Origin of the sequence: Herbaspirillum sp. CF444 (genome assembly GCF_000282135.1) — a bacterium.
GTDB lineage: Bacteria > Pseudomonadota > Gammaproteobacteria > Burkholderiales > Burkholderiaceae_D > Herbaspirillum.
The window spans coordinates 73,966-95,554 of record NZ_AKJW01000022.1 but is presented as its reverse complement, the minus strand read 5'-3'; the positions used below and the strand labels follow the sequence as shown (position 1 = coordinate 95,554).

Annotated in this window: 19 protein-coding genes; 8 read left to right on the top strand and 11 right to left on the bottom strand. The window is 62.5% G+C overall.

Going from position 1 to position 21,589, the window contains the following annotated elements; translation table 11 throughout:
* Positions 1-8 precede the first annotated feature (8 nt).
* The 5 genes from PMI16_RS06200 (at position 9) to PMI16_RS06180 (ending at position 5,765) form a co-directional block, all read left to right on the top strand.
* Complete coding sequence (locus PMI16_RS06200) at positions 9-866, top strand: ABC transporter permease (RefSeq protein WP_085942257.1); 858 nt, start codon at positions 9-11, stop codon at positions 864-866.
* 281 nt (positions 867-1,147) lie between these two features.
* On the top strand, positions 1,148-2,158 hold the full coding sequence (locus tag PMI16_RS06195; protein ID WP_007877539.1) for an ABC transporter ATP-binding protein: 1,011 nt from the start codon (positions 1,148-1,150) through the stop codon (positions 2,156-2,158).
* The gene (locus PMI16_RS06190) at positions 2,155-3,021 is read left to right on the top strand and encodes an ATP-binding cassette domain-containing protein (protein WP_007877538.1); all 867 of its coding nucleotides are present in this window, start codon (positions 2,155-2,157) and stop codon (positions 3,019-3,021) included. Before PMI16_RS06195 ends, PMI16_RS06190 begins: the two co-directional genes overlap by 4 nt.
* 122 nt (positions 3,022-3,143) lie before the next feature.
* Complete coding sequence (locus PMI16_RS06185; RefSeq protein ID WP_007877537.1) at positions 3,144-4,565, top strand: M20 family metallopeptidase; 1,422 nt, start codon at positions 3,144-3,146, stop codon at positions 4,563-4,565.
* A 21-nt stretch (positions 4,566-4,586) separates the two neighbouring features.
* Complete coding sequence (locus tag PMI16_RS06180; RefSeq protein ID WP_007877536.1) at positions 4,587-5,765, top strand: M20 aminoacylase family protein; 1,179 nt, start codon at positions 4,587-4,589, stop codon at positions 5,763-5,765.
* A gap of 64 nt (positions 5,766-5,829) precedes the next feature.
* On the opposite strand, the gene PMI16_RS06175 is transcribed toward PMI16_RS06180, so the two are convergent.
* The 3 genes from PMI16_RS06175 to PMI16_RS06165 are packed head-to-tail and all read right to left on the bottom strand — an operon-like array spanning position 5,830 to position 11,617.
* Positions 5,830-7,284 carry an efflux transporter outer membrane subunit gene (locus tag PMI16_RS06175; protein ID WP_007877535.1) on the bottom strand — a complete coding sequence of 485 codons (1,455 nt, stop codon included), beginning with the start codon at positions 7,282-7,284 and terminating at the stop codon, positions 5,830-5,832.
* Entirely contained in the window at positions 7,284-10,436 is a 3,153-nt protein-coding gene (locus tag PMI16_RS06170; RefSeq protein ID WP_007877534.1) for an efflux RND transporter permease subunit, read from the bottom strand. Before PMI16_RS06170 ends, PMI16_RS06175 begins: the two co-directional genes overlap by 1 nt.
* Complete coding sequence (locus tag PMI16_RS06165; protein WP_007877524.1) at positions 10,433-11,617, bottom strand: efflux RND transporter periplasmic adaptor subunit; 1,185 nt, start codon at positions 11,615-11,617, stop codon at positions 10,433-10,435. The genes PMI16_RS06170 and PMI16_RS06165 overlap by 4 nt, the downstream gene beginning before the upstream one ends.
* Before the next feature lie 163 nt (positions 11,618-11,780).
* On the opposite strand from PMI16_RS06165, the gene PMI16_RS06160 reads away from it, so the two are divergent.
* On the top strand, positions 11,781-12,533 hold the full coding sequence (locus PMI16_RS06160) for a TetR/AcrR family transcriptional regulator (RefSeq protein WP_007877523.1): 753 nt from the start codon (positions 11,781-11,783) through the stop codon (positions 12,531-12,533).
* A 95-nt stretch (positions 12,534-12,628) separates the two neighbouring features.
* Here PMI16_RS06160 and PMI16_RS06155 read toward each other — a convergent pair whose 3' ends face one another.
* Entirely contained in the window at positions 12,629-13,261 is a 633-nt protein-coding gene (locus PMI16_RS06155; protein ID WP_007877522.1) for a response regulator transcription factor, read from the bottom strand.
* 399 nt (positions 13,262-13,660) lie between these two features.
* On the opposite strand from PMI16_RS06155, the gene hpaC reads away from it, so the two are divergent.
* On the top strand, positions 13,661-14,200 hold the full coding sequence (hpaC, locus tag PMI16_RS06150) for a 4-hydroxyphenylacetate 3-monooxygenase, reductase component (protein ID WP_007877520.1): 540 nt from the start codon (positions 13,661-13,663) through the stop codon (positions 14,198-14,200).
* A 72-nt stretch (positions 14,201-14,272) separates the two neighbouring features.
* On the opposite strand, the gene PMI16_RS06145 is transcribed toward hpaC, so the two are convergent.
* Genes PMI16_RS06145 through PMI16_RS06125 form a run of 5 tightly spaced genes read right to left on the bottom strand, consistent with a single transcriptional unit; the run spans position 14,273 to position 18,840 of the window.
* Positions 14,273-15,229: a PDR/VanB family oxidoreductase gene (locus PMI16_RS06145; RefSeq protein ID WP_007877518.1), complete on the bottom strand. Its 957-nt coding sequence runs from the start codon at positions 15,227-15,229 to the stop codon at positions 14,273-14,275.
* Between the two features lie 49 nt (positions 15,230-15,278).
* Positions 15,279-15,779: an aromatic-ring-hydroxylating dioxygenase subunit beta gene (locus tag PMI16_RS06140; protein ID WP_007877517.1), complete on the bottom strand. Its 501-nt coding sequence runs from the start codon at positions 15,777-15,779 to the stop codon at positions 15,279-15,281.
* Position 15,780: 1 nt separating this feature from the next.
* The gene (locus PMI16_RS06135) at positions 15,781-17,067 is read right to left on the bottom strand and encodes an aromatic ring-hydroxylating oxygenase subunit alpha (RefSeq protein ID WP_007877515.1); all 1,287 of its coding nucleotides are present in this window, start codon (positions 17,065-17,067) and stop codon (positions 15,781-15,783) included.
* A 34-nt stretch (positions 17,068-17,101) separates the two neighbouring features.
* On the bottom strand, positions 17,102-18,274 hold the full coding sequence (locus PMI16_RS06130) for an amidase (RefSeq protein ID WP_007877513.1): 1,173 nt from the start codon (positions 18,272-18,274) through the stop codon (positions 17,102-17,104).
* A 2-nt stretch (positions 18,275-18,276) separates the two neighbouring features.
* On the bottom strand, positions 18,277-18,840 hold the full coding sequence (locus tag PMI16_RS06125) for a nuclear transport factor 2 family protein (RefSeq protein ID WP_007877511.1): 564 nt from the start codon (positions 18,838-18,840) through the stop codon (positions 18,277-18,279).
* Between the two features lie 191 nt (positions 18,841-19,031).
* On the opposite strand from PMI16_RS06125, the gene PMI16_RS06120 reads away from it, so the two are divergent.
* Positions 19,032-19,961, top strand: coding sequence for a LysR family transcriptional regulator (locus PMI16_RS06120; protein WP_007877509.1), 930 nt, complete (start codon positions 19,032-19,034; stop codon positions 19,959-19,961).
* A 196-nt stretch (positions 19,962-20,157) separates the two neighbouring features.
* Here PMI16_RS06120 and PMI16_RS06115 read toward each other — a convergent pair whose 3' ends face one another.
* Together PMI16_RS06115 and PMI16_RS26660 are read right to left on the bottom strand one after the other, a co-directional pair.
* Positions 20,158-21,216, bottom strand: coding sequence for a porin (locus PMI16_RS06115; protein WP_007877507.1), 1,059 nt, complete (start codon positions 21,214-21,216; stop codon positions 20,158-20,160).
* A gap of 187 nt (positions 21,217-21,403) precedes the next feature.
* The gene (locus PMI16_RS26660) at positions 21,404-21,526 is read right to left on the bottom strand and encodes a hypothetical protein (RefSeq protein WP_272942469.1); all 123 of its coding nucleotides are present in this window, start codon (positions 21,524-21,526) and stop codon (positions 21,404-21,406) included.
* Between the last annotated feature and the right edge of the window lie 63 nt (positions 21,527-21,589).

The window sequence follows — 21,589 nt, the reverse complement described above, 5'->3', positions numbered from 1 at the left end:
AAAAGCCGATACCGCTGTGGCGGCGCAAGCTCAACCGCATGCTCGGCCATCGCGGCCTGGTGCTGGGGGCAGTCATCCTTGCCGTGATCGTGCTGGCGGCGCTTTTCGCGCCCTTGCTGGCGCAGCATGACCCCTTTGAACAAAACGTCTCGCAACGCCTGATTCCGCCGATCTGGAACGCGCTCGGCAGCTGGGACCATGTGCTCGGCACCGACAAGCTCGGCCGCGATTACCTGAGCCGCCTGATCTACGGCGCACGCGTGTCGCTGATCATCGGCTGCGCCGCCGCGCTGATCTCCGGCGTGATCGGCACCACGCTGGGCGTACTGGCCGGCTATTTCGGCGGCCGCGTCGATGCCCTGATCAGCTACATCATCACCACGCGACTGTCGATGCCGGTGGTGCTGGTCGCTCTCGCGATGGCGTCGCTGGTCGGCGGTTCCTTGAAGGTCGTGATCATCCTGCTCGGCTTGCTGCTGTGGGACCGTTTCGCCGTGGTCACGCGTTCGGCGACGCAACAGTTGCGCGACGCCGAATTCATCGCCGCCGCCAAAGCCATCGGTGCATCGACGCCTTACATCCTGGTGCGCGAAATTTTGCCCAACATCATGAGCGCGCTGATCGTCGTCATCACGCTGGAAATGGCGCACGCGATTCTGCTGGAAGCGACCTTGTCCTTCCTCGGACTCGGCGTGCAGCCGCCGACGCCGTCGTGGGGGCTGATGGTCTCGGAAGGCAAGTCCTACATGTTCTTCAAACCCTGGGTCATCGTGATTCCCGGTGTGGCGCTGGCGGTCCTGGTGCTGGCAATCAATCTGGTCGGCGACGGTCTGCGCGACGTCAACGCGCCCGACGGTCGCAACTAGAACTCATTTCATCAATAGGTGTGAGATGCGTTCTTCCCAGAAAGGGCACTGGCAAGGCGTGCGACGCGTCGTGTGCCGAGGCACACGCAAGGAGCGCAACGCGGCCAGCGCCCTTTCTGGGAAGAACCCGGAGGGAGCGTCCTGTTTGGGCGAATTGCTGCGTTACGAATCGAGGTCAAGACGCCCAGTCTTGACCCCGATTCGCGCCTTGCACTTCATCCCAAACAGGGAAAGCTCGCACTCACACCTATTGATGAAATGAGTTCTAAAAGGGAGCGATGATGAGCGTCTTACTCGATGTAAAAAATCTGCGCGTCGACCTGCCGACCGAAAACGGCATGCTGCACGCCGTGCGCGGCATCGACTTCCAGGTCAAGCGCGGCGAGATGCTGTGCCTGGTCGGCGAATCCGGTTGCGGCAAGTCGATGACTTCGTTGGCGCTGATGGGACTGCTGCCGCGCAAGGCCATCTGCACCGCCGATCGCATGGCATTCGACGGTGTCGAATTGCTCGGCTTGCCGGACAAGAAACTGAATCAATTGCGCGGCCAGCGCATGTCGATGATTTTCCAGGAGCCGATGACTTCGCTCAACCCGGCCTATACGCTGGGCAACCAGCTTTGCGAAGCCATGCTGGAAAAACCCGGCGTCACGCGCGCCGAAGCCCGCGAGCGCGCCATCTACCTGTTGCATCGCACCGGCATCGGCAATGCCGAAGACCGTCTGCGTCAGTATCCGCACCAGCTCTCCGGCGGCCTGCGCCAGCGCGTGATGATCGCCATGGCGCTGATGTGCGGCCCCGACCTGATCATCGCCGACGAGCCGACTACCGCCCTGGACGTCACCATCCAGGCGCAGATCCTGCGCATGATCCGCGAGCTGCAGCGCGAGTTCGGCACAGCCGTGGTCTTCATCACGCACGATCTCGGCGTGGTGTCGCGCATCGCCGATCGCGTCGCCGTGATGTATGCAGGACAGGTGGTGGAAACTACCGACGTCGCGCAACTCTTCGCCGCGCCCCGGCATCCTTATACGCGCGGCTTGCTCAACTGCATTCCCGTGCGCGGCAAGACGCTGCCGGGCAGCAAGCTGCAAGCCATTCCCGGCGTGGTGCCGAGCCTGGTCGGCGACGTCAGCGGCTGCGTCTTCCGTAATCGCTGTTCGCTGGCTGACGCTACTTGTGAACAAGAACCGCCGATGGTCAATACCGCCGCCGGCGACAGGATTCACTACGCACGCTGCCACAAGGTCACGGCAGCGGACGCGATACAACTGAGCGAGGTGGCGGCATGAACATGATCGACATCGGCGCCGTCGCGCAAGCGCCGTCGGCTTCCTCCGGCAGCGACATAGCACTGGAGCTGTGCGCACTAAGCAAGGTGTACGCGCTCAAACGCGGCATGTTCAAGGCGCCCGGCGAAATCAAGGCCGTCAACGACATATCGCTGCGCCTGTATCGCGGCGAAACGCTGGGCCTGGTCGGCGAATCCGGCTGCGGCAAGAGCACGCTGGCCAAGATGCTGCTGGGCTTGCTGGAACCGACTGCCGGCAACGTCCTGATCAACGGGCAGGAAGTCGATCCGACGCTGCGCAAGGACAATGCGCGTCACATCCAGCCGATCTTTCAGGATCCGTATTCTTCGCTCAATCCGCGCAAGACGGTTGCTGAAATCGTTGGCCTGCCCTTGAAGCTGCATCGCATCGGCACCGCCGCCGAGCAGCAACAATCGGTGCGCAAGATCCTCGATCTGGTCGGCATGCCGGAGCGTACCTACGGTCAGTATCCGAATCAGCTCTCCGGCGGCCAGCGCCAGCGTGTGGCGATCGCGCGCGCGCTGATCCTGCAGCCCGACATCCTGATCTGCGACGAACCGACCTCGGCGCTGGATGTTTCCGTGCAGGCGCAAATCCTGAATCTGCTGCTCGATCTCAAAGCCGAGTTCGGTCTCACGTATCTCTTCATCAGCCACGACCTCGGCGTGGTCGAGCATCTGGTCGACCGCGTCGCCGTCATGCACAAGGGCAGCATCGTCGAGCTGGAAACGCGCGAGAAAATTTTCTCCGACGCGCAGCATCCCTACACGCGCATGCTGTTGGCGTCGGCGCTGACGCCCGAGCCGGGACTGGGTATTCCGGAGCTGGCCGTGAGCGGATGACGCCGGCGCCCCGATTCTCAGCGCAAGGGCAAGAGAACGAACAGTAATGCACGCTGGTGCGGCAGGAGCCGTCGCGCCATTTTTCAGAATGATTGATTGAATAAAAACAGAGGAGCAGCAACATGAGCAGAGCACAAGCCATCGCGCAGGTCAGCGCCTATTTCGACGACGGCCGTTTCATGAACGCGCTGCAAAAGCGCGTCGCCATTCGCACCGAAAGTCAGGAGGCCGCCAGCCGGCCGATTCTGTACGACTACCTGCTGCAGGAAATTCAACCGGAACTGGAAGGCCTCGGCTTCAGCTGCGAAGTGATCGACAACCCGCTGCCGGGCGGCACGCCGTTCCTGCTGGCCGAGCGTCTGGAAGCGGACGCCGCCTTCACGCTGCTGACCTACGGCCACGGCGACGTCGTGCGCGGCTACGACAAGCAATGGCGCGAAGGCCTCAAGCCGTGGGAAATCGTCGTCGAGGGCGACCGCTGGTACGGCCGCGGCATCGCCGACAACAAGGCGCAGCACACCATCAACTTCGCCGCGCTGACCGAAGTGCTCAAGCTGCGCGGCGGCAAGCTCGGCTACAACGTCAAAGTCATTCTCGAAATGGGCGAAGAAGCCGGCTCGCCGGGACTCAAGGAAGTTGCTGAGAAGTATGCCGAAAAACTGAAGTCCGACCTTTTCATCGCCTCCGACGGCCCGCGCGTCAACGCGCCGACGCCGACCATGTTCCTCGGCTCGCGCGGCGGCTGCAATTTCGACCTGCGCGTCAACTCGCGCGACGGCGGCCATCACTCCGGCAACTGGGGCGGCCTGCTGCGCAACCCCGGCGTGCGCCTGGCCAACGCCATCGCTTGCCTGGTCGACGGCAAGGGCCGCATCCGCGTGCCCAGCCTGTTGCCGGACGCCTTGCCGCAGAGCGTGCGCAATGCACTGCGCGGCGTCGAAGTCGGCGGCGGTCCCAATGATCCGGAAGTCGACGCCGATTGGGGAGAGCCGGGCCTGACGCCGGCCGAGCGCGTGTTCGGCTGGAACACGCTGGAAGTGCTGGCCTTCAAGACCGGCAATCCGGACGCGCCGGTCAATGCGATTCCCGGTCATGCCTCGGCGCATTGCCAGATCCGTTTCGTGGTCGGCAGCGACGACAAGAACTTCATCGCCAACATGCGCGCCCATCTCGACGCGCACGGCTACACCGATGTCGACGTGACCTTGTCCGGCATCCAGTTCAGCGCCACACGGTTGAATCCGGACGACGAATGGGTGCGCTGGGGCCTGGCGTCGATGCAGGAAACCAGCGGCAAGCAGCCGACGCTCTTGCCCAACCTGGGCGGCTCGCTGCCCAACGACGTGTTCTCCGACGTGCTCGGCCTGCCGACGCTGTGGGTGCCGCACTCGTATCCGGCCTGCTCGCAGCATGCGCCCAACGAGCATATACTTGCCAGCGTGTCGCGCGAGTCGCTGCAAGTCATGGCCGGCCTGTTCTGGGATTTGTCGGAGCAGGGCGAGCAAGTGCTGGCGCGCAGGACAGATAAAACAGCAGCAGCCTGAAAACCGTTTCGGAGTGAACACATGAGAGCAGAGTTTTGCCGGATCGGCGATCTGGACGACGTCAAGGATGAACTGGTCGGCATTCGCCGTCATATTCACCAGCATCCCGAATTGTCGTATGAAGAAGTCGACACCGCCGCGCTGGTCGCGGCGCGCCTGGAAGGCTGGGGCTATGCCGTCACGCGCAACATCGGCGGCAACGGCCTGGTCGCCACCTTGCGGGCCGGCAGCGGCACGCGCAGCGTCGGCGTGCGCGCCGACATGGATGCATTGCCGATCAACGAGATGACCGGCCTGCCTTACGCCAGCGAACGTCACGGCAAGATGCACGCCTGCGGCCACGACGGCCACACCGCGATGCTGCTCGGCGCGGCGCTGCAATTGTCGCGCACGCGCAATTTCGACGGCACCGTCAACCTGATCTTTCAACCGGCGGAAGAAGCGGGTTTCAACAGCGGCGCCGAACAGATGATCAGGGATGGCTTGTTCGAACGCTTTCCCTGCGACGCGATCTTCGGCATGCACAATCATCCGGGTGTCGAAACCGGGACTTTCATGTTTCGTTCCGGCCCCTTCATGGCGGCCTGCGATACGGTCAAGATCAAGGTCATCGGCAAGGGTAGCCATGCGGCACGGCCGCACTTGTCGGTGGATCCGCTGGTCACCGCCAGCAGCCTGGTGATGGCGTTGCAAACGGTGGTTTCGCGCAATGTCGATCCGATGGAGACGGCAGTGGTTACGGTCGGTTCGCTGCATGCCGGCCATGCAGCCAATGTGATTCCGGAACACGCCACGATGGAATTGAGCGTGCGTTCCTTCAAGACCGAAGTGCGCGAGTTGCTCGAGCAGCGCATCCGCGCGCTGGTGCAGTCGCATGTGGAAGGCTATGGCGCTAGCGCCGAAGTTGAGTACATCCGCGGCTACCCGGTGCTGGTCAATTCCGACGCTGAAACCGAGTTCGCCAGGCAGATCGCGGAGGAACTGGTGGGCGCCGACAAGATCATCGCGCCGTTCGGGCCGATTGCCGGCAGCGAAGACTTTGCTTATTTCCTGCAACAGCGTCCGGGTTGTTTCCTGCGCGTCGGCAACGGCGCGGGCAAGCCGATGCTGCACAACGCGCACTACGATTTCAATGACGACAACGTGACCGTGGGCGCCGCCTACTGGACGCGTCTGGTAGAACGCTTCCTGCAGGCTTAGCCGGCACCAGGGCCGGTCCTTGCATCAAGAACCGGCTCCGGTAACTGCGGCCCCGATAACTGTATTACTCGCTCTTCTCTTCCTTCTGCGGAATCCCCATCGCCTGAAACAGCGTCGCCGTATCCGCCAGTCGGGTAGCAACGGCGCGAATCTCCGTCAGCCGCGCATTCTGGAATTGCTTCTCTCCCGATCGCGTCAAGCTCGGTGCAATGGCGCCAAGGGCGGCGCGCCGTTCCGCATCGCGCCAGGACTGCTCGCTCTGCCGGCGGGCGTTGCTCGCCGCCGCCAGGGTATCGGCATCGTGCGTCAAGGCGCTCAGGCTGTCGGCGACGTTCTGGAAGGCAGTCAGCACGGTCTGGCGATAGTTGTCCTGCGACGCCAGATACTGGTCCTGCGCGGCACGACGCCGGGCTTGCAGCGCGCCGCCATGGAACAGCGGCTGCGTCAGCGAGGCGCCGATGCCCCATACGGCGCCGGCGCCGCTGGTGGCCTTGGGCCAGGTGAAACCGGCGCGGCCGAAGGATCCCGTGATCGACAGGCTGGGGAACATCTCCGCCGTCGCCAGTGCTTCCTGCGCAGCGGCGACCTTCAATGCGGCGTCGGCGGCGAGGATGTCGGGACGCTGTTTCAGCAGGTCGGACGGCACGGCCACCGGTACGCGTTCCGGCAGCGTCAATGCCGCCAGTTCCAGATCGGGCGGCGCAGCATCAGGCGTGCGCCCCATCAGGACCGCCAGCGCGTGACGTGCAGCCTGCCATTGCGTGCGCAAGCCGGGCAGGCCGGCGCGTAATGCGTCGGCGCTCGCCTGTGCGTTTTGCAGATCGCTGCGCGAAGCCGAACCCAGTTCCACGCGGCGCTGCACCTCCGCCGTATCGACATCGGCCAGTTGCACCAGTCGCTCCGTCGCTTCGACCTGAGCGCGCAGCGCCGCGCCGTTGACTGCCGCAATCACCACATTCGCAGCCAGCGCGCGCCGGGCGGCATCGAGCTGGTAGGACTGTGCATCGACCTGCGCCGCCAGCGCCGAGTTGGCGTAGCGTTCCACACCGAACAAGTCGAAGGTGTAGCTGACATTCAATTCACCGGCGAAGACGTTGTACAGATTGGTCGGCGCACCGATGTTCGGCAGGCCGAGTGCGCGCTGTCGATTCGATTGCAGCGTCGCATCGACAGTAGGAAACAGCGATTCGTTGATCTGTGCGCGCAATTGCTCTTTGGCAGCGGTCAGACTATGAGAAGCCTGCGACAGCGAATAATTCTTCGCCAGCGCTTCTTCCACCCAGGCCGACAACTGCGGCGAGCGATAGGCCTCCCACCATGTCGGCACCGGGCGTTCGCCCAGCACGAATTTTTGGGAAGCATCGACCGGACCGGTCTCGCCGGGCGTGGCGTCGACACCGTAGTGCGCCGGTTGCGGCATGTCCGGCGCGATGCCTTTCGGTCCGAGTGCGCAACCGGACAAGGTCAGCGCAAGCAGATAAATCGCATAGCGGGGAGGGGTGAGATTAACGGCGCGCATTAGCGGCTCCCTTCGGATGCAGTGTCGGAATCGGCATAGGCGGTCTCGCCCGGCTTGACCTTGTAGCACAAGGCATACAGCGCCGGCAGGTAGAACAGGGTCAGCACGGTGGCGACGGTGATGCCGCCCATGAGCGCGGTCGCCATCGGGCCGAAGAAGTTGCTGCGCAACAGCGGGATCAGCGCCAGCACGGCGGCCGCAGCCGTCAGCGTGATCGGGCGGAAGCGTCGCACCGTGGCGCCGACGATGGCGTCGAAGCGCTTGCGTCCGGCGCTGATGTCCTGTTCGATCTGATCGACCAGGATCACCGAGTTGCGCATGATGATGCCGAGCATGGCGATCGTGCCGAGCATCGCCACGAAGCCGAACGGCTGGTGGAACAGCAGCAGCGCGCCGACCACGCCGATCATGCCCAGCGGCGCCGTCATCACGACCATCATGGTGCGTCCGAAGCTTTGCAACTGCACCATCAACAGCACCAGCACGGCGATCACCATCAGCGGCATCTGCGCCGAGATAGAGGCCTGCGCCTTGGCGTTTTCTTCCACCGGACCGCCGACGGCGATGCGATAGCCGACCGGCAGTTCCTTGCGCAATGCGGCCAGCTTTTCGTCGAGGGCATTGCTCACGTCGATGCCTTGCACGCCGGCGCGCACGTCGGCCAGCACCGTGATGGTGGGCTGACGATCGCGTTCCCAGATGATGCCGTATTCCAGTTCGTTGCGGATATGGCCAAGCGTGCTGAGCGGCACCGAGCCGGAAGCGGTCGGTATCGCCAGCGAACCCAGGCGCGCCGGATCGACGCGTTCGCTGCGCGGGGCGCGCAGGTCGACGCTGATGAGCTTGTCGCGTTCACGATATTGCGTGACGGTGTAGCCGGACAGGTTCAGCGCCAGGAAGTTGGATACCTGTTGCGAGCTCAGGCCCATTTCGGCGACGCGCTTCTGGTCGACCTCGAACGTGATCGACCGTTGCGCCGGCTCGTCCCAGTCGAACTGGACATTGGTGGCGCGTGCTTCCTTGCGGACTTCGGCGGCGACCTTTTCGGCGATGGCGCGCACTTCGGGAATCTTCTCGCCGCTGACCCGGAACTGCACCGGGAAACCGACCGGCGGGCCGTTTTCCAGGCGCGTCAGGCGTGTGCGCAGGCCGCTGAATTGTTCGCGCAGCGGTTGCTCCAGCGCTTTCGCCAGCTTCTCGCGATCCTCCACCGATTTGGCGGTCACCACGAATTGCGCGAAGTTGGCGCTCGGCAGTTGCTGGTCCAGCGGCAGGTAAAAGCGCGGCGCGCCGGTGCCGACGAAGTTGATGACGTGATCGATTTCGGGACGGCCCTTCAGCACCGCTTCCATGCGCAAGGCTTCGCGCTGGGTTGCTTCGAACGAAGCGCGTTCCGGCAGGCGCAGGTCGATCAGCAGTTCGGGACGGTCCGAACTCGGGAAGAATTGCTGCGGCACCAGGCCGAACGCCGCGAGCGAACCGGCGAACAGCAAGGCCGTGAGGATCACCACGCGGCCGCGATAGGCCACGCACCACGACACCATGCTGCGCAGGCGCGTATAGATGCGGGTCTTGTAGATCGCGTGATCGTGGTCTTCTTCATGCGCTTCGTGGGAATGGTCGACATCGTCGTCATTCCCGGCGCCTTCGGGCTGCGGTTTTTCCTTGAGCATGTGATAGCCCAGCAGCGGAATCAGCACCACCGCGGCCAGCCACGACAGCAGCAGCGCAATCGCCGAGACTTCAAAGATCGAACGCGTGTATTCGCCGGTGCCGGATTTCGCCAGCGCAATTGGAAGAAAACCCGATACCGTCACCAGCGTGCCGGTCAGCATCGGGAAGGCGGTGCTGGTGTAGGCGAATGCAGCGGCACGACGGCGGTTCCAGCCTTGCTCCAGTTTCACCGCCATCATCTCGACCGCGATGATGGCGTCGTCCACCAGCAGGCCCAGCGCCAGCACCAGGGTCCCCAGCGACACCTTGTGCAGGCCGATGTCGAACATGTACATGAACAGCGCCGTGACGGCCAGCACGATGGGAATCGAGATCACCACCACCATGCCGGTACGGATCCCCAGCGACAGCAGGCTCACCACCAGCACGATGGCGATCGCTTCGGCCACCGCTTCGAGGAAGTCGTCGACCGATTTTTCCACTGCGTGCGGCATGCTGGAAACGGCGGTCAGCTTGAGTCCGGCCGGCAGGCGCGCGCGCAATGCTTCGGTGCTTTCATCAAGCGCCTTGCCGAGCTTGATGACGTCGCCGCCCGGTTGCATGGTGACGCCGATGCCAAGTACAGGTTTTCCATCGGAACGCATCTGCTGTTCCTGCGGATCGTCGTAGCCGCGCGTGATGGTGGCGATGTCGCCGAGCCGGAAGTTGCGGTTGTTGATGCGGATGATCTTGTCGCCGATCGCCTTGACGTCGTTGAACTGCCCGCTCGGGCGTACATACAGGCGGTCATTGCCGGTGGTGACGAGGCCGCCGGGGGCCACCGCATTCTGCGCCCCGATCAGGTCGCCCAGTTGTTGCGGGTTGATGCCCAGGCGCGTCATTTGCGCATTGGAGATATCGATGTAGATGTGCTGGTTGCGGTCGCCGAAATAATCGATCTTGCCCACGCCGGGCACGCGCAGCAATTCGCCGCGCAGCTGGTCGGCGTAATCGCGCAATTGCGCCGGCGAGAAGCCGTCGCCTTCCAATGCATAGATGTTGGTATAGACGTCGCCGAACTCATCGTTGAAGTAGGGACCCTTGACGCCGGACGGTAAATTGGCGGCGATGTCGCCGACTTTCTTGCGCACCTGATACCAGGTCTTCGGCACCTGGGTGGCGGGTGCGGTGTCCTTGATCGTGAAGAACAGTTGCGACTGGCCCGGGCGCGAATAGCTGCGCAGGAAGTCGACGTCGGGGGTCTCCTGCAATTTGCGCGCGATGCGGTCGGTGATCTGCTCCTGCACCTGGCGCGCGGTGGCGCCCGGCCAGTCGGTCTGGATCACCATGACCTTGAAGGTGAACGGTGGATCTTCCGATTGCGACAGTCTGGAATAGGAGCCGATGCCGAGCAAGGTCACCAGCGCCAGGATGAAGGTGACCAGCGCCTGGTGCTGCAAGGTCCATGAGGACAGGTTGAAACGGCCGGGTGCGCTCATAGTGCAAAGTCCTCGGCATGCAAAGGCGCGATCGGTTTGACTTTCTCGCCGGCGGTCAGCGTATGCACGCCCTGGACCACGATTTTTTCACCGCTGGCGACGCCTTCGCTGAGCGTCACGCTGCGTTCGCCGTAGGCGCTCACCGTGACCGCACGCAATTCCAGCTTGGCGTCGGCGGGACGCACGATCCACACCGCCGGGCGATTGCCCTGGTGGAACAGCGCGGTGGCGGGGATGACGGTGGCGGCGTTGGCGGCGGCGTCTTTTTGCGTCGTATTGATCGCCACTTCGCCGCTCATGCCCAGGCGCAGCGCCGGATCTTGCGCGTCCTTGGATTCCAGCGTGACCTTGACGCGATAGGTGCGGCTCTGCGGATCGGCAGCCGGGCTGACTTCACGCACGCGGCCGTTGAGTTTGACGTCCGGCAGCGCGGTCAGTCTGACGATGGCCGGCGCGCCGACGCGGATCTTCGCGACCTGGCTTTCCGATACTTCCGTCGTCACATCGGTGGCGCCCGACCATGCCAGCGAAAACACCGGCTGTCCTGCGGCCAGCACTTCGCCGGTATTGGCTTGCTCGGCGCTGATGACGCCGTCGTGTTCGGCGATCAGGCGCGTGTAGTTGCGCTGGTTGCCGGCCACGGCGGCGCGCGCGGTGGCGCTTTGGAGTTGCGCCTTGGCGGCGGCGTAGGCATCCTGGGTCTGCTCAAGTTGCAGCGCGCTGATCAGTTTGTCGCGCGCTTGCAGCGTGTCGCGTTGCAACTGCTTTTCGGCGGCGTCGAAATGTTCGCGCGCGGAAGCCAGGTCGGCTTCCGCGCTGGCGGCATTGTGTTCGGCGTCGGCCGGATCCAGGCGCGCCACGACGTCGCCCTTGCGCACGGTGTCGCCGAGATGCACGCGGCGCTCGATGACTTGTCCGGCAATGCGGAATGACATCGGCGTCGAGAAGCGCGACTGCACTTCGCCGGGCAAGGTCAGCAACTGCGCGCCGCCGTCGGCTTGCGCCGGCAGGACCACGACCTCGCGCGGCGCGTCGGCGACCGGCGCCGGCTTCTGACAGGCGGCCAGCGCCAGCGTGACGGCCAGCACCAGCGGCAACATAACCGGCGAATGACGACGGGAAACGCTCCGGTCAAGCTCGGCGGAGGGAGGAGAGGTACGGCGATGATGGGCAAACTTCACGGCATTCCTTTCTGGAAATGTGATGTCCGGATCGTCGACCGTTCCGAACCCTGCAACTTGTTTCGCTTGCTAAGCGCATGTGGGGGAATTTTTTGGCATTCTAATACACTAATGAATTCAAATGCAATGTTGTATTTGAATTCATCGATGCTAAAATTACGCCATGAGCAAAGCCACGACCCCAGCCAACGCCAAACCAGTTGCCCAAGCCGCAAGCTCGTCAGCAGGCCCATTACCATTAGCAAGCCGTCAGCGTCTGAGCCGCGAGCAAAGCCGCGAACAGACGCGCCAGCGCTTGCTGGAGGCGTCGCATGCCATGTTTATTCAAAAGGGATTCACGCTGGCCAGCGTGGAAGACATCGCCGCCGCCGCCGGTTATACGCGGGGAGCGTTCTATTCCAACTTCAGCGACAAGATCGAGTTGTTTTTTGAGTTGCTGCGCCGCGAAAGCGCGGAGATCGATCTCGAGTTTCACCGCATGTTCCAGGCGCCGGTGATCGATCCGGTCGAGTTGCAGGAAAAAATCGTGGGTTATTACAGCACGTTGTACCGCGACGACATGTGCAGCCAGTTATGGATGGAAGCCAAGATCGTCGCCATGCGCGACGAAAAATTCCGCGCCACGCTGAGTATCTTTCTGCGTGAGCGCCACGAGCAGATCGCCGAGTTCGTCGAAGCCTTTGCACGGCTGAGGGGTGTGCCTTCGATTGCACCGGCGCACCAGATCGCCATCGGTCTGATGGCCTTGTGCGAAGGCGTCTGTTTTGCCCATCGCTGCGACCCGGAACGCATCGACGACAAGACCGCGGAAGCGGTGCTGTCGTTGTTCCTCAAAGCGACGACTGCGATGCCGCAGGCAGCGCCTGCCAAAGCCGGGACGCCCGTGAAAAAGACCGTGGTGGCGAAGCGCAAGTAAGCGCTGCTACGCTCTTTTCGAAGCAGCGTTGGCGTGGATGGTTTCCTCAGTGCGGATACGCTGAAGTCTTGAGATACCGAATCTGCGCGCGCAGTTCAGGCGGCTTTCAAAAAATCCTGTCCCAGATCGAGCAGCACGTCGCGCACCAGCGAGGCGGTGCTCTGGCAGCCGAGCTTGTCCTTGATGCTGGCGCGATGCACGTCGACCGTCTTGACGCTGATGTTGAGATCGCGCGCGATGATCTTGCTGGAGGCGCCGAGGATCACCTTTTCCAGGATCTCGCGTTCGCGCGTTGTCAGCGTTTTCAGCTTGCCTTGCAAATGCTGGCGGCGATCGCGTGCCTGGCGATTGCCGGCGACGCTTTTCAGCGTCACCTGGATGCGCTCGAGCATCTGCTGCGAGTTGTACGGCTTTTCGAGGAAGTCGACCGCGCCGTTGCGCAGCGCCCGCACCGACATCGGAATGTCGCCATGGCCCGACACAAAGATCACCGGAATATCGGCGCCGATTTCCTTGAGTCTTTCCTGCAACTGGAAGCCGCTGATTTCCGGCATGCGCACATCCAGGATCAGGCAGCTCTGGCTGTTGGCGTCGTAGGCTTTCAAAAAGGCTTCGGGGCCATCGAAACATTCCGTACGGATATTGACCGAGCTCAGCAGCCAGGCCAGCGACGTGCGTACGGCGTCGTCATCGTCGACGATGTAGACCACGGGGGTGTTGGTGTCCATCTTCATACCCTCAGAAAAACGGCGCCGGAGCGGCGAATGCGCCCAATGCCGAAAAAGAAATGTCTCCCTACATCAAGCAAAAATCAGGCCTGAACAGGCGCGGATTTCACCGGTAGTGTGTGTTGTTGTGTGTCGTTTCAAGAGTGTATCGCCACGGCAGGAAACAAGGAATCACTATCTTGGCCAGCTCGTCGCTTTACGCTCATTCCTGCGCAATGATGTTTTTTTGCCTAGGTATAACTACCTAGATGCTTAACTGGATTCCCTCTCAAGTGTGGTGTTCGGACGAATTGTTTGCCGCCTGTACATGCCTTAATCTGGTGACTCGTTAACCGCCATGGAGCAATGCGTTGCCGCTTGCACCGAAACCGTCCGGCGGGCACTACAAGGGAGCAAGGCATGAGCGCGACAGGCGTGAACAGCACTACCAAAGGCAATACCCTGAGCCAGGAGCAACTGGCTTTTCGCAACGCCATGGCGCATCTGCCGGCAGCGGTCAGCGTCATCACCACCAATGGCAGCGCGGGCCGTTGCGGCATTACCGCCAGCGCGGTCTGCTCGGTCACCGATTCGCCGCCGACCATCCTGGTGTGCATCAATCGCGGCAGCGCCATGCATGACATCTTCAAGGAAAACGCCCACCTCTGCGTCAACGTGCTCAGCGACGAACAGGAGCAGCTCGCCATGCATTTCTCCGGCGCAACCAAGGTGGCGATGGAAGAGCGTTTCTCTTGGGATATCTGGGAAGAAGGCCCGTTGCGGCAACCGGTGCTCAGCGCCGCCCTGGTGAAACTGCAGGGACGCATCAAGGAGTTCAAGGAAGTCGGGTCGCATTCCGTCATGTTCGTCGAGCTCAGCGATATCCATGTCAGCGAAGAAAAAGACAGCCTGATTTATTTCAACCGCCTGTTCCACAAGGTCAAGCGCATGGCGATCTGAAGCATCTCATGCAGTTGATGATCGTATTGAACAAGCCGGCGACATGCCGGCTTTTTTTCGTCTCATTTTTCTTTACAAATCCAGCACCAGCATGCCCGACCTGGCGCGCGACACGCAGGTGCAGATCTGGTCGTTGGCGGCTTTTTCCTTCTTCGACAGGCAATTGTCGCGATGGTCCGGCTCACCCTCCAGCAAGGGCACCACGCAGGTGCCGCAGATGCCTTCGCGGCAAGAGGTATCGATGCAAATGCCGGCCTTGGACAGCACGTCGACAATCGGAATGCCGACCGGGATCTGCAGCACCTGGCCCGAGCTGGCGAGCTTGACTTCAAACGCGCCGTCGCCGCCTGTACTCGCTGTTGCCGGCGTTGCCGCCTGGAAGTGTTCCAGGTGGATCGCCTCCTCGGGACGACTCAGCGCAGCGCAGGCCACGACGGCATCCATGAACGGCGCCGGGCCGCAGGTGTACACGTGTGCTTGCGGATCCGCCGCGTCCAGGCAGGCTTGCAGATAGTGCGCCATCTCCTGGCCTTGCACGCCGTAATGAAAGCGCACGTTGCCGGCAAACGGCGGCGCATCCAGCAAGTCGGCGAAGGCGGCGTATTCGCGTGCACGCGCGAAATAGTGCAGCGTGAATTGCTGGCCTTGCGCGGTCAGCCGATAGGCCATGCTGAGCAATGGCGTGACGCCGATGCCGGCGCCGAACAGCAGGTGTCCGGATGCTTCGCCATGCAATGCGAACAGATTGCGCGGTGCGCCGACTTCCAGTGCGCTGCCGACCCCGACCGCATCATGCAAAGCCGCCGAGCCGCCGCGCGAAGCAACTTCCTTCTTCACGGCGATGGTGTAGGCATGCACATCGTCGAGCGGGCCGCACAGCGAATACTGGCGCATGACGCCGGTGGGGCCGGTGACGTCGACGTGTGCGCCCGGTTCGTACGGCGGCAGGGCGGCGCCGTCCGGACTGACCAGGCGGAAAGAACGAATGTCGCCGGTTTCGTCGGTGATGTGGTCTACGATGAGTTTCATGATGCGATCAGGCGTTACGGGTTGGCATGATGGAGGATGACGGCATTGCTTACAGCAGGAAGCCGAGCGCGTTCAGCGCATCCGTCGAGTTGATCAGGCGCACCACTTTTTGCTCCAGCCTGGGACCTTCCGCGCCGAAGCGGATGCGATGGGTCAGGTTGGCAACGAACATGGTGTGCGCCTGGCGCTTGTAGCCGACCAGGATTTGCGCCGAGTTGACTTCCACCAGGCCGGCGCTCAGATGCACCGGCACGAAGCGCGACACCGTGCGTACCGTGGCCGAGGCGTCGGCGGCCGACATCGCGAAACCGGAGGTCAGGCGCTCGATGCGCAGCTTGCGCATGCGGGCGTCGTCGTAGGCATAGTTCAGTTGTGCGGCGAAATCGGTCGCATCGGGATCGATAGGCACCACATAATGGCCGTCTTCGCTCCACAGCGCGGACCAGTTGGCGTAATCCTTCCTGTCGAGCAGTTCGGCTTCTTGCCAGATGAAAGCGATCGCCTTGGCCAGCGGTTCGGAAAAGCCTTGCAGGCTGTCGGTGTTGTTCATCTCATTGCTCCATCATCTTTTTCCACATGGCATACGCTTCGCGCATCCCGGTTTCATCGGTCGAGTGCGACACCTTGTCGCCGTTGTCGTCTTGCCATTCGCGGTTGAGGCCGCGGTTGACCAGGATCGGCACGTCGCGACCGGCATAGGCGCCGCTCTGCACGCGTTCCCAGGCCTCGGCATCGTCCGGGCTGCCGAAACCGAACGGCCCCTGGAAGTGTTCGTGGATGCGCATGCGCTCGCGGTTGGCGATCTCGGGGCCGCCGTCCATGCCCAGCGCGATGTGGCGAATCTGCGTCTCGGCGACGGAGACCGGATGCAACACGCGGAAGAACGACATCGACATCGCCACATTGGGGAACAGATTCAGGTTGAAGCCGGCGCCGTGCAGCGAGCGCACGATGCGGCGCACCTGGTCCGGCGGCATGTCCTTGGACAGCTCGGCGACGATGTGGCTGAAACGCTCCTGCAATTGTTCGCTGCCGTCGTCGACGTCGAGGTCGACGTGCTCCGGCACCATCACCATCACGCTGTGGCCGTTGCCCAGCGAGCGCGTGATCGACTGGTCGTCGGTCATGAAGGACAGCATCTCCGAAGTTTCCGCATCCACCGATTGCAGGAAGGTCTTGTGCACCACCGGGAAGTGATAACCGTCGGTAGTGTTTTCGAGCTGGATCTTCCAGTTGCCCTTGAACGAGAACTTGTGCTCGCCCTGGGTCTTGATCGGGAAGCCGGCGCCCTGTTTCATGAACAGGTCGATCCAGTGGCGGGCGTTGCCGAGGAAATCCTCCAACGGTTCGATGTCCGCATTGAAGCTGGCGAAAATCATGCCGCCGTAGATGCCCACGCGCAGGCTTTGCAGCGGCAGGTCGGCCTTCTCGATCACATCTTCATAGCCCTCCGGATAAGGCAGGCCGCGCAGCTTGCCGTCGAGGCCGTAAGACCAGCTGTGGTAAGGGCAGGTAAAACCGGTGGCATTGCCCTTGTGCTTTTCGCACACGGTGGCGCCGCGATGGCGGCAGCGGTTTTCCAGCACGTTGACCTTGCCGCCGCGATCGCGCACCACGATCACCGGCTGGCGGCCGATCTGCGCCGTCTTGAAATCGCCGGGATTGCGCAATTCGCTTTCATGCGCGACCCAGACCCAGGTCTTGTAAAAAATCTTGTCCATCTCGACTTCGAAAATCTGCGGGTCGGTATAGAGCGAAGGATCGACGACGGCGCCCTGGACCAGCTCAGCGTAAGACGTGTCCGACGTTCTCGGATGGAAGCGTAGGGGTGCATTCATTGCATTCTCCAAAGGGTGGCTTTAGTTCGTGGGATCAGTTGGCGGGTGCCTGGCGCATCGCTTGTTCCAGATGCAGGCCCAGCGCGCAGAGTTTTTCGTCGTCGCCTTTGTGGCCCACCAGTTGCACGCTGGTCAGCAGCGGCGTACCGGGCAGCGGCACCGGGATGCTCAGCGCCGGATGGCCGCTCAGGTTGAACGGCCGCACCAGCGTGCTCAGTCCGAGCACCGGGACGCCGTTGCGGATGTCTTGCAGCGTCGGCGGTAGTTGCGGCAGGCTCGGCAACAACAAGGCATCGGCCTCCTGCAAGGCGGCGTCGACATGGGCGATGAAGCGCGCGCGCACTGCTTCGGCGTCGGCGATAGCGGCGGCGGTAATTGTGCCGGCCGCAGCCAAACGCTTCTCGATGTCGGCGCCGAGTTTGCCCTGGCCGGTCAGGTGGCCGAAGGCGGCATAAGTCTCGCTGTTGATCAGCACCATGCCGGCCTCAAACGCTGCTTGCATGTCAGCCAGCGTGATGCGGTCGCCTTGCCAGCCGGTGGCGTCGAAGGCGCGTTGAACCGCGTCGACGATGGCGGCATCGCTATCGGTATGAACCAATCCTATGCGTGCTTCGCGCTGCGGGACGGCGGCCTTGGCGCGGTCGAAGCCGGGGGCGATGGCAGCCATGGCGTCGATGATCAACGCCATGCGGCGTGCGAACGGACCGACGCAATCAAGCGTGCTGTGTTGAGGATAGGCGCCGCTGCGGCTGACGCGGCCGAAGCTCGGTTTGAAACCGATCACGCCGCAACAGGCCGCCGGCAAACGGATCGAGCCGCCGGTGTCGCTGCCGATGGCGACGTCGACCAGGCCGGCGCCGACTGCGGCCGCGCAGCCGCTCGACGAACCGCCGGGCATGCGCGCCGGATCTTGCGGGTTGAGCGGGGTGCCGCTCCAGTCGTTGATGCCGGTCATGCCGTAGGCCAGCTCATGCATATTGGCCTTGGCCGTGATCTGCCAGCCGGCGTCGAGCAGCCGGCGCACCACGTCGGCATGGACGGCTGCCGGCGCGGCATCGGCCAGCGCGGCGCTGCCGCCGCGCGTCTGCATGCCCTGGATGTCGATGCAATCCTTGATGGCGACCGTGGGGCCGCTGCCGCCGAGATGGAAGCGCGCGACCAGCGCGTTGTGTGCGTTGTCAGTACCGGGAGCGATCGTGGTGGACATGCCTATGCGTCTTTCATGAAGTCGGTTGGGATAGCGACGCCGGACAAGGACATCGCGGCGGGATTCCATGGTGCGCAAAACAGGCGCTGGGTGCGGAAGTGGCAGATCTGCCATGCCTGAGCCTGCCGATGCTGCTTCTTGAAATCGACGGTCAGGCGCGCGCCTATCAGTTCCGAGCGCTCGTCTTCGTAAGTGGATGCCTGCAACATCACCCATTGCCCGTGCGCGCGGTCGCGCTCCACCGTGAGGCTGTCGGAAGTCAGGAAATGCGCATTCATCTTGAAGTGCGTGGACAGCGGCGCCAGGTAGTTGCCGAGGAAGGCGACGATGGCGGCGCGGCCGTTCTGTTTGCCGAACGTCCGGGTGTAGAGCGCGCCCACGCCTTCCCATACGGCATCTTCCGCGAACAGCTCGCCGAGTTGCGGAAGATCGTGATCGTGGCAAGGCTGGTCGCACAGTTTCATGTAGCGCGCCAGCACGTTGCGTACGGCGCGTTCGTCTTCGACGGCGTCCAGGCGCTGCTCAAGCGCAGCGAGCCGGGAGGTGAATTGTTCAGGTGTTGTCATGCTGCATCCAAGTAAGTGAACATGTTCAGGCTGGCCGTCGGGCTGGCACTGGGTGCTCGCACATCAAATCTGCTATCGATGCAATCAATTTTAGAATCGGGATTGAAATAGATCAAATTCATGTAAAATATTTTTATCATAAATACGGCTGATTTTAGTCTGCCGCTGCGACGGTATTCCGGGGAGGGGCAATGGCAACGTTCAACAACATGGATCTCAATCTGCTGCGGGTTTTCCAGGCGATTGCAGACGAACGCAGCCTGACGCAGGCCGGCAACCGCCTGCACCTGTCGCAACCGGCGGTGAGTTATGCGCTGGGCCGCCTGCGGCTGATCTTCGACGACCCGCTGTTCATCCGCACCAGGGAAGGCATGCAACCGACGCCGACCGCCGTCGAGCTGGCCAAGCCGATCGGCCGCGCCTTGCAGGCCGTGCAGGATGCATTGCGCTATGCCGAACGTTTCGACCCGGCCAGCAGTACGCGCGTGTTCCGCGCTTCGATGACCGATGTCGCCGAGATGGTGTTCCTGCCGCCGGTATGCGAAAAGCTCAACGAACTCGCGCCCTCGACGCGGCTGCATGTGGAACAGGTGGCGCCGACCCAGATCGAGGAAGCGCTGCGTACCGGCCGCCTCGATTTCGCCATCGGCAATTTGCCGGCCCTCAAGCCGTTGACGCATTACGAATTGCTGTTTCGCGAGTCGTACGTCTGCATGACGCGCAAACGCAAAGGCTTGCCGCGCGGCGAGCAGATTTCGCTCGACGATTTCCTGGCAATGTCGCATGTGCTGGTGCAATCGGCGGAAAGCAGCCATCACCAGGTGGAAAATTCGTTCAGGACATTGGGGATTCATAGAAAGATCGGTCTCGATATTCCGCATTTCTCGGTGTTGCCGCGCATCCTGGCGCGCTCCGACCTGACGGCGACGCTGCCGTTGCGCATCGCCAAACTGTTCCAGAGCGACGGTCACGGCCAGTTCATGCTGTATCGCTTGCCGGTCGATATCCCGGCGGTTGACGTTACGCTGCACTGGCACCAGGATTTCGACAGCGATCCCGGCAACAGCTGGTTGCGTCAATTGATCGTCGACTTGCTGCAGCAATACGGCCGCTCTTCCTGAGGTTGCAGAATGCAAATTGCAGATGGCCCGTCTCGCAACGGGCCATGCCTGGGGACGCCAATCGCTCAGGCGTTCTGCAACCCGGCCTCTGTCGGATGTCAGTCATTCAGACGCCGGACCATCTCCGCACCGTAATGCCGGTCGGTGCGGCTTTACTGCTCCTTGCTTGCCTCAGACCATCTTCCAGTCCGGCCGATCAGAAACGGTGACGCATGCCCAGGCGCACTGCCGTCTGGTTGCCGGTAGCCGACTGAATGCCGCCGCCGAATACGGGAAACGCGTTGTAACCCTTGTCGCGGTCATACACGGCGCCGACGTAGAGATCGGTACGTTTGGAAATCTTGTAGTCGGCCATGGCGATGAAGGCCTGCGCATTGCCCACGCCCTGGTTGCGGCTCTGGAATTGATACGCGGCGCTCAGGTCCCACAGCGCGGTCAATGCATACACGCTGCCCAGTTCATAGGTGGTGGCCTTGGCGCTGTTGGCGGTGTTCTTGACTTGCGTCATCACGCCGAAAGGCTTCCATGCACCGAGCTGATAGGTGGCGCCCAGGCCGTACATGCGGGTCGAGTCGGTGCCGGCGGCGTTCTTGATGTCGGTGTAGGCCAGGCCTGCGCTGAACGGGCCGTTGTCATAGCCGGTATAGGCGCTGACGGTGCGGCTGGCGACCGTGCTGCCGGCCACTTCGCCGAAACCGTACATGGCGCCGACGGTAAAGCCGCCCATGTTGGCGCTGCTGTATTTCACCGAGTTGTTGGTGCGGTCGCCGCCATAGATATGGTTGTTCAGCGCGTTGGCATGGGCGGCATCGGAATGCAGGCCCCAGGCCAGCGAACCGGCCGGCGACAAGGCGCCCATGGCGTACTGGGCGCCGATGTTGGCCATGAAGTCGTATTGGCGACCGAGGGCGATGCTGCCGAGTGTTTTGTCGCTCAGGCCGACGAAGGATTGGCGACCGAAAATCGCACCGCCCTGGCCGAGGCTGCCGTCATCGGCGTTGAAGCCGGTTTCCAACGTGAAGAAGGCCGACATGCCGCCGCCCAGATCTTCCGTGCCCTTGAAGCCGATGCGGCTGCCCTGGGCAATGCCGCTGTCCATGCGCAGCAGCGACGCGCCGCCGCCGCCGGTTTTCGGCGCGCTGGAGTAGTAGGTCAGGCCGAGGTCGACCAAGCCGTAAATCGTGACCGTATCGGCCGCATGTACCATCCCCGAGCCGGCCGCGAGCATCGCGGCGGCTAGCAGTTTCTTTTTCATCTGAGCTAACTCCCTGTGTGTGTTGTGTGTTGATGCTGCATACACAAGCCGTGTGCGCCACGCAGTGGACACTGGAGACAAGCCCGTCCGCAGTGCACGACAACCTCATGCAGGGCAGATGGTAAGGAGTGGAATGGCGATTGATCAAATTCATGCAATCGATCAAAAACATAAGCACGACTGATTTTCAGACGAAGGGAAAGCGCGCTATTTTAAAAAGCTTTTCTTTTCCGGAGCGATTGCCGACATCGGTGCGTTCAGCGATCACCGCCGGCGCTGTATCACGAAAATAAAACGCGATCGGCACCATGCAAGTGCGATGCGTCACCATAACGGCGCGTCAGCAGCGCATGCGTGATACATGGCGTATCAC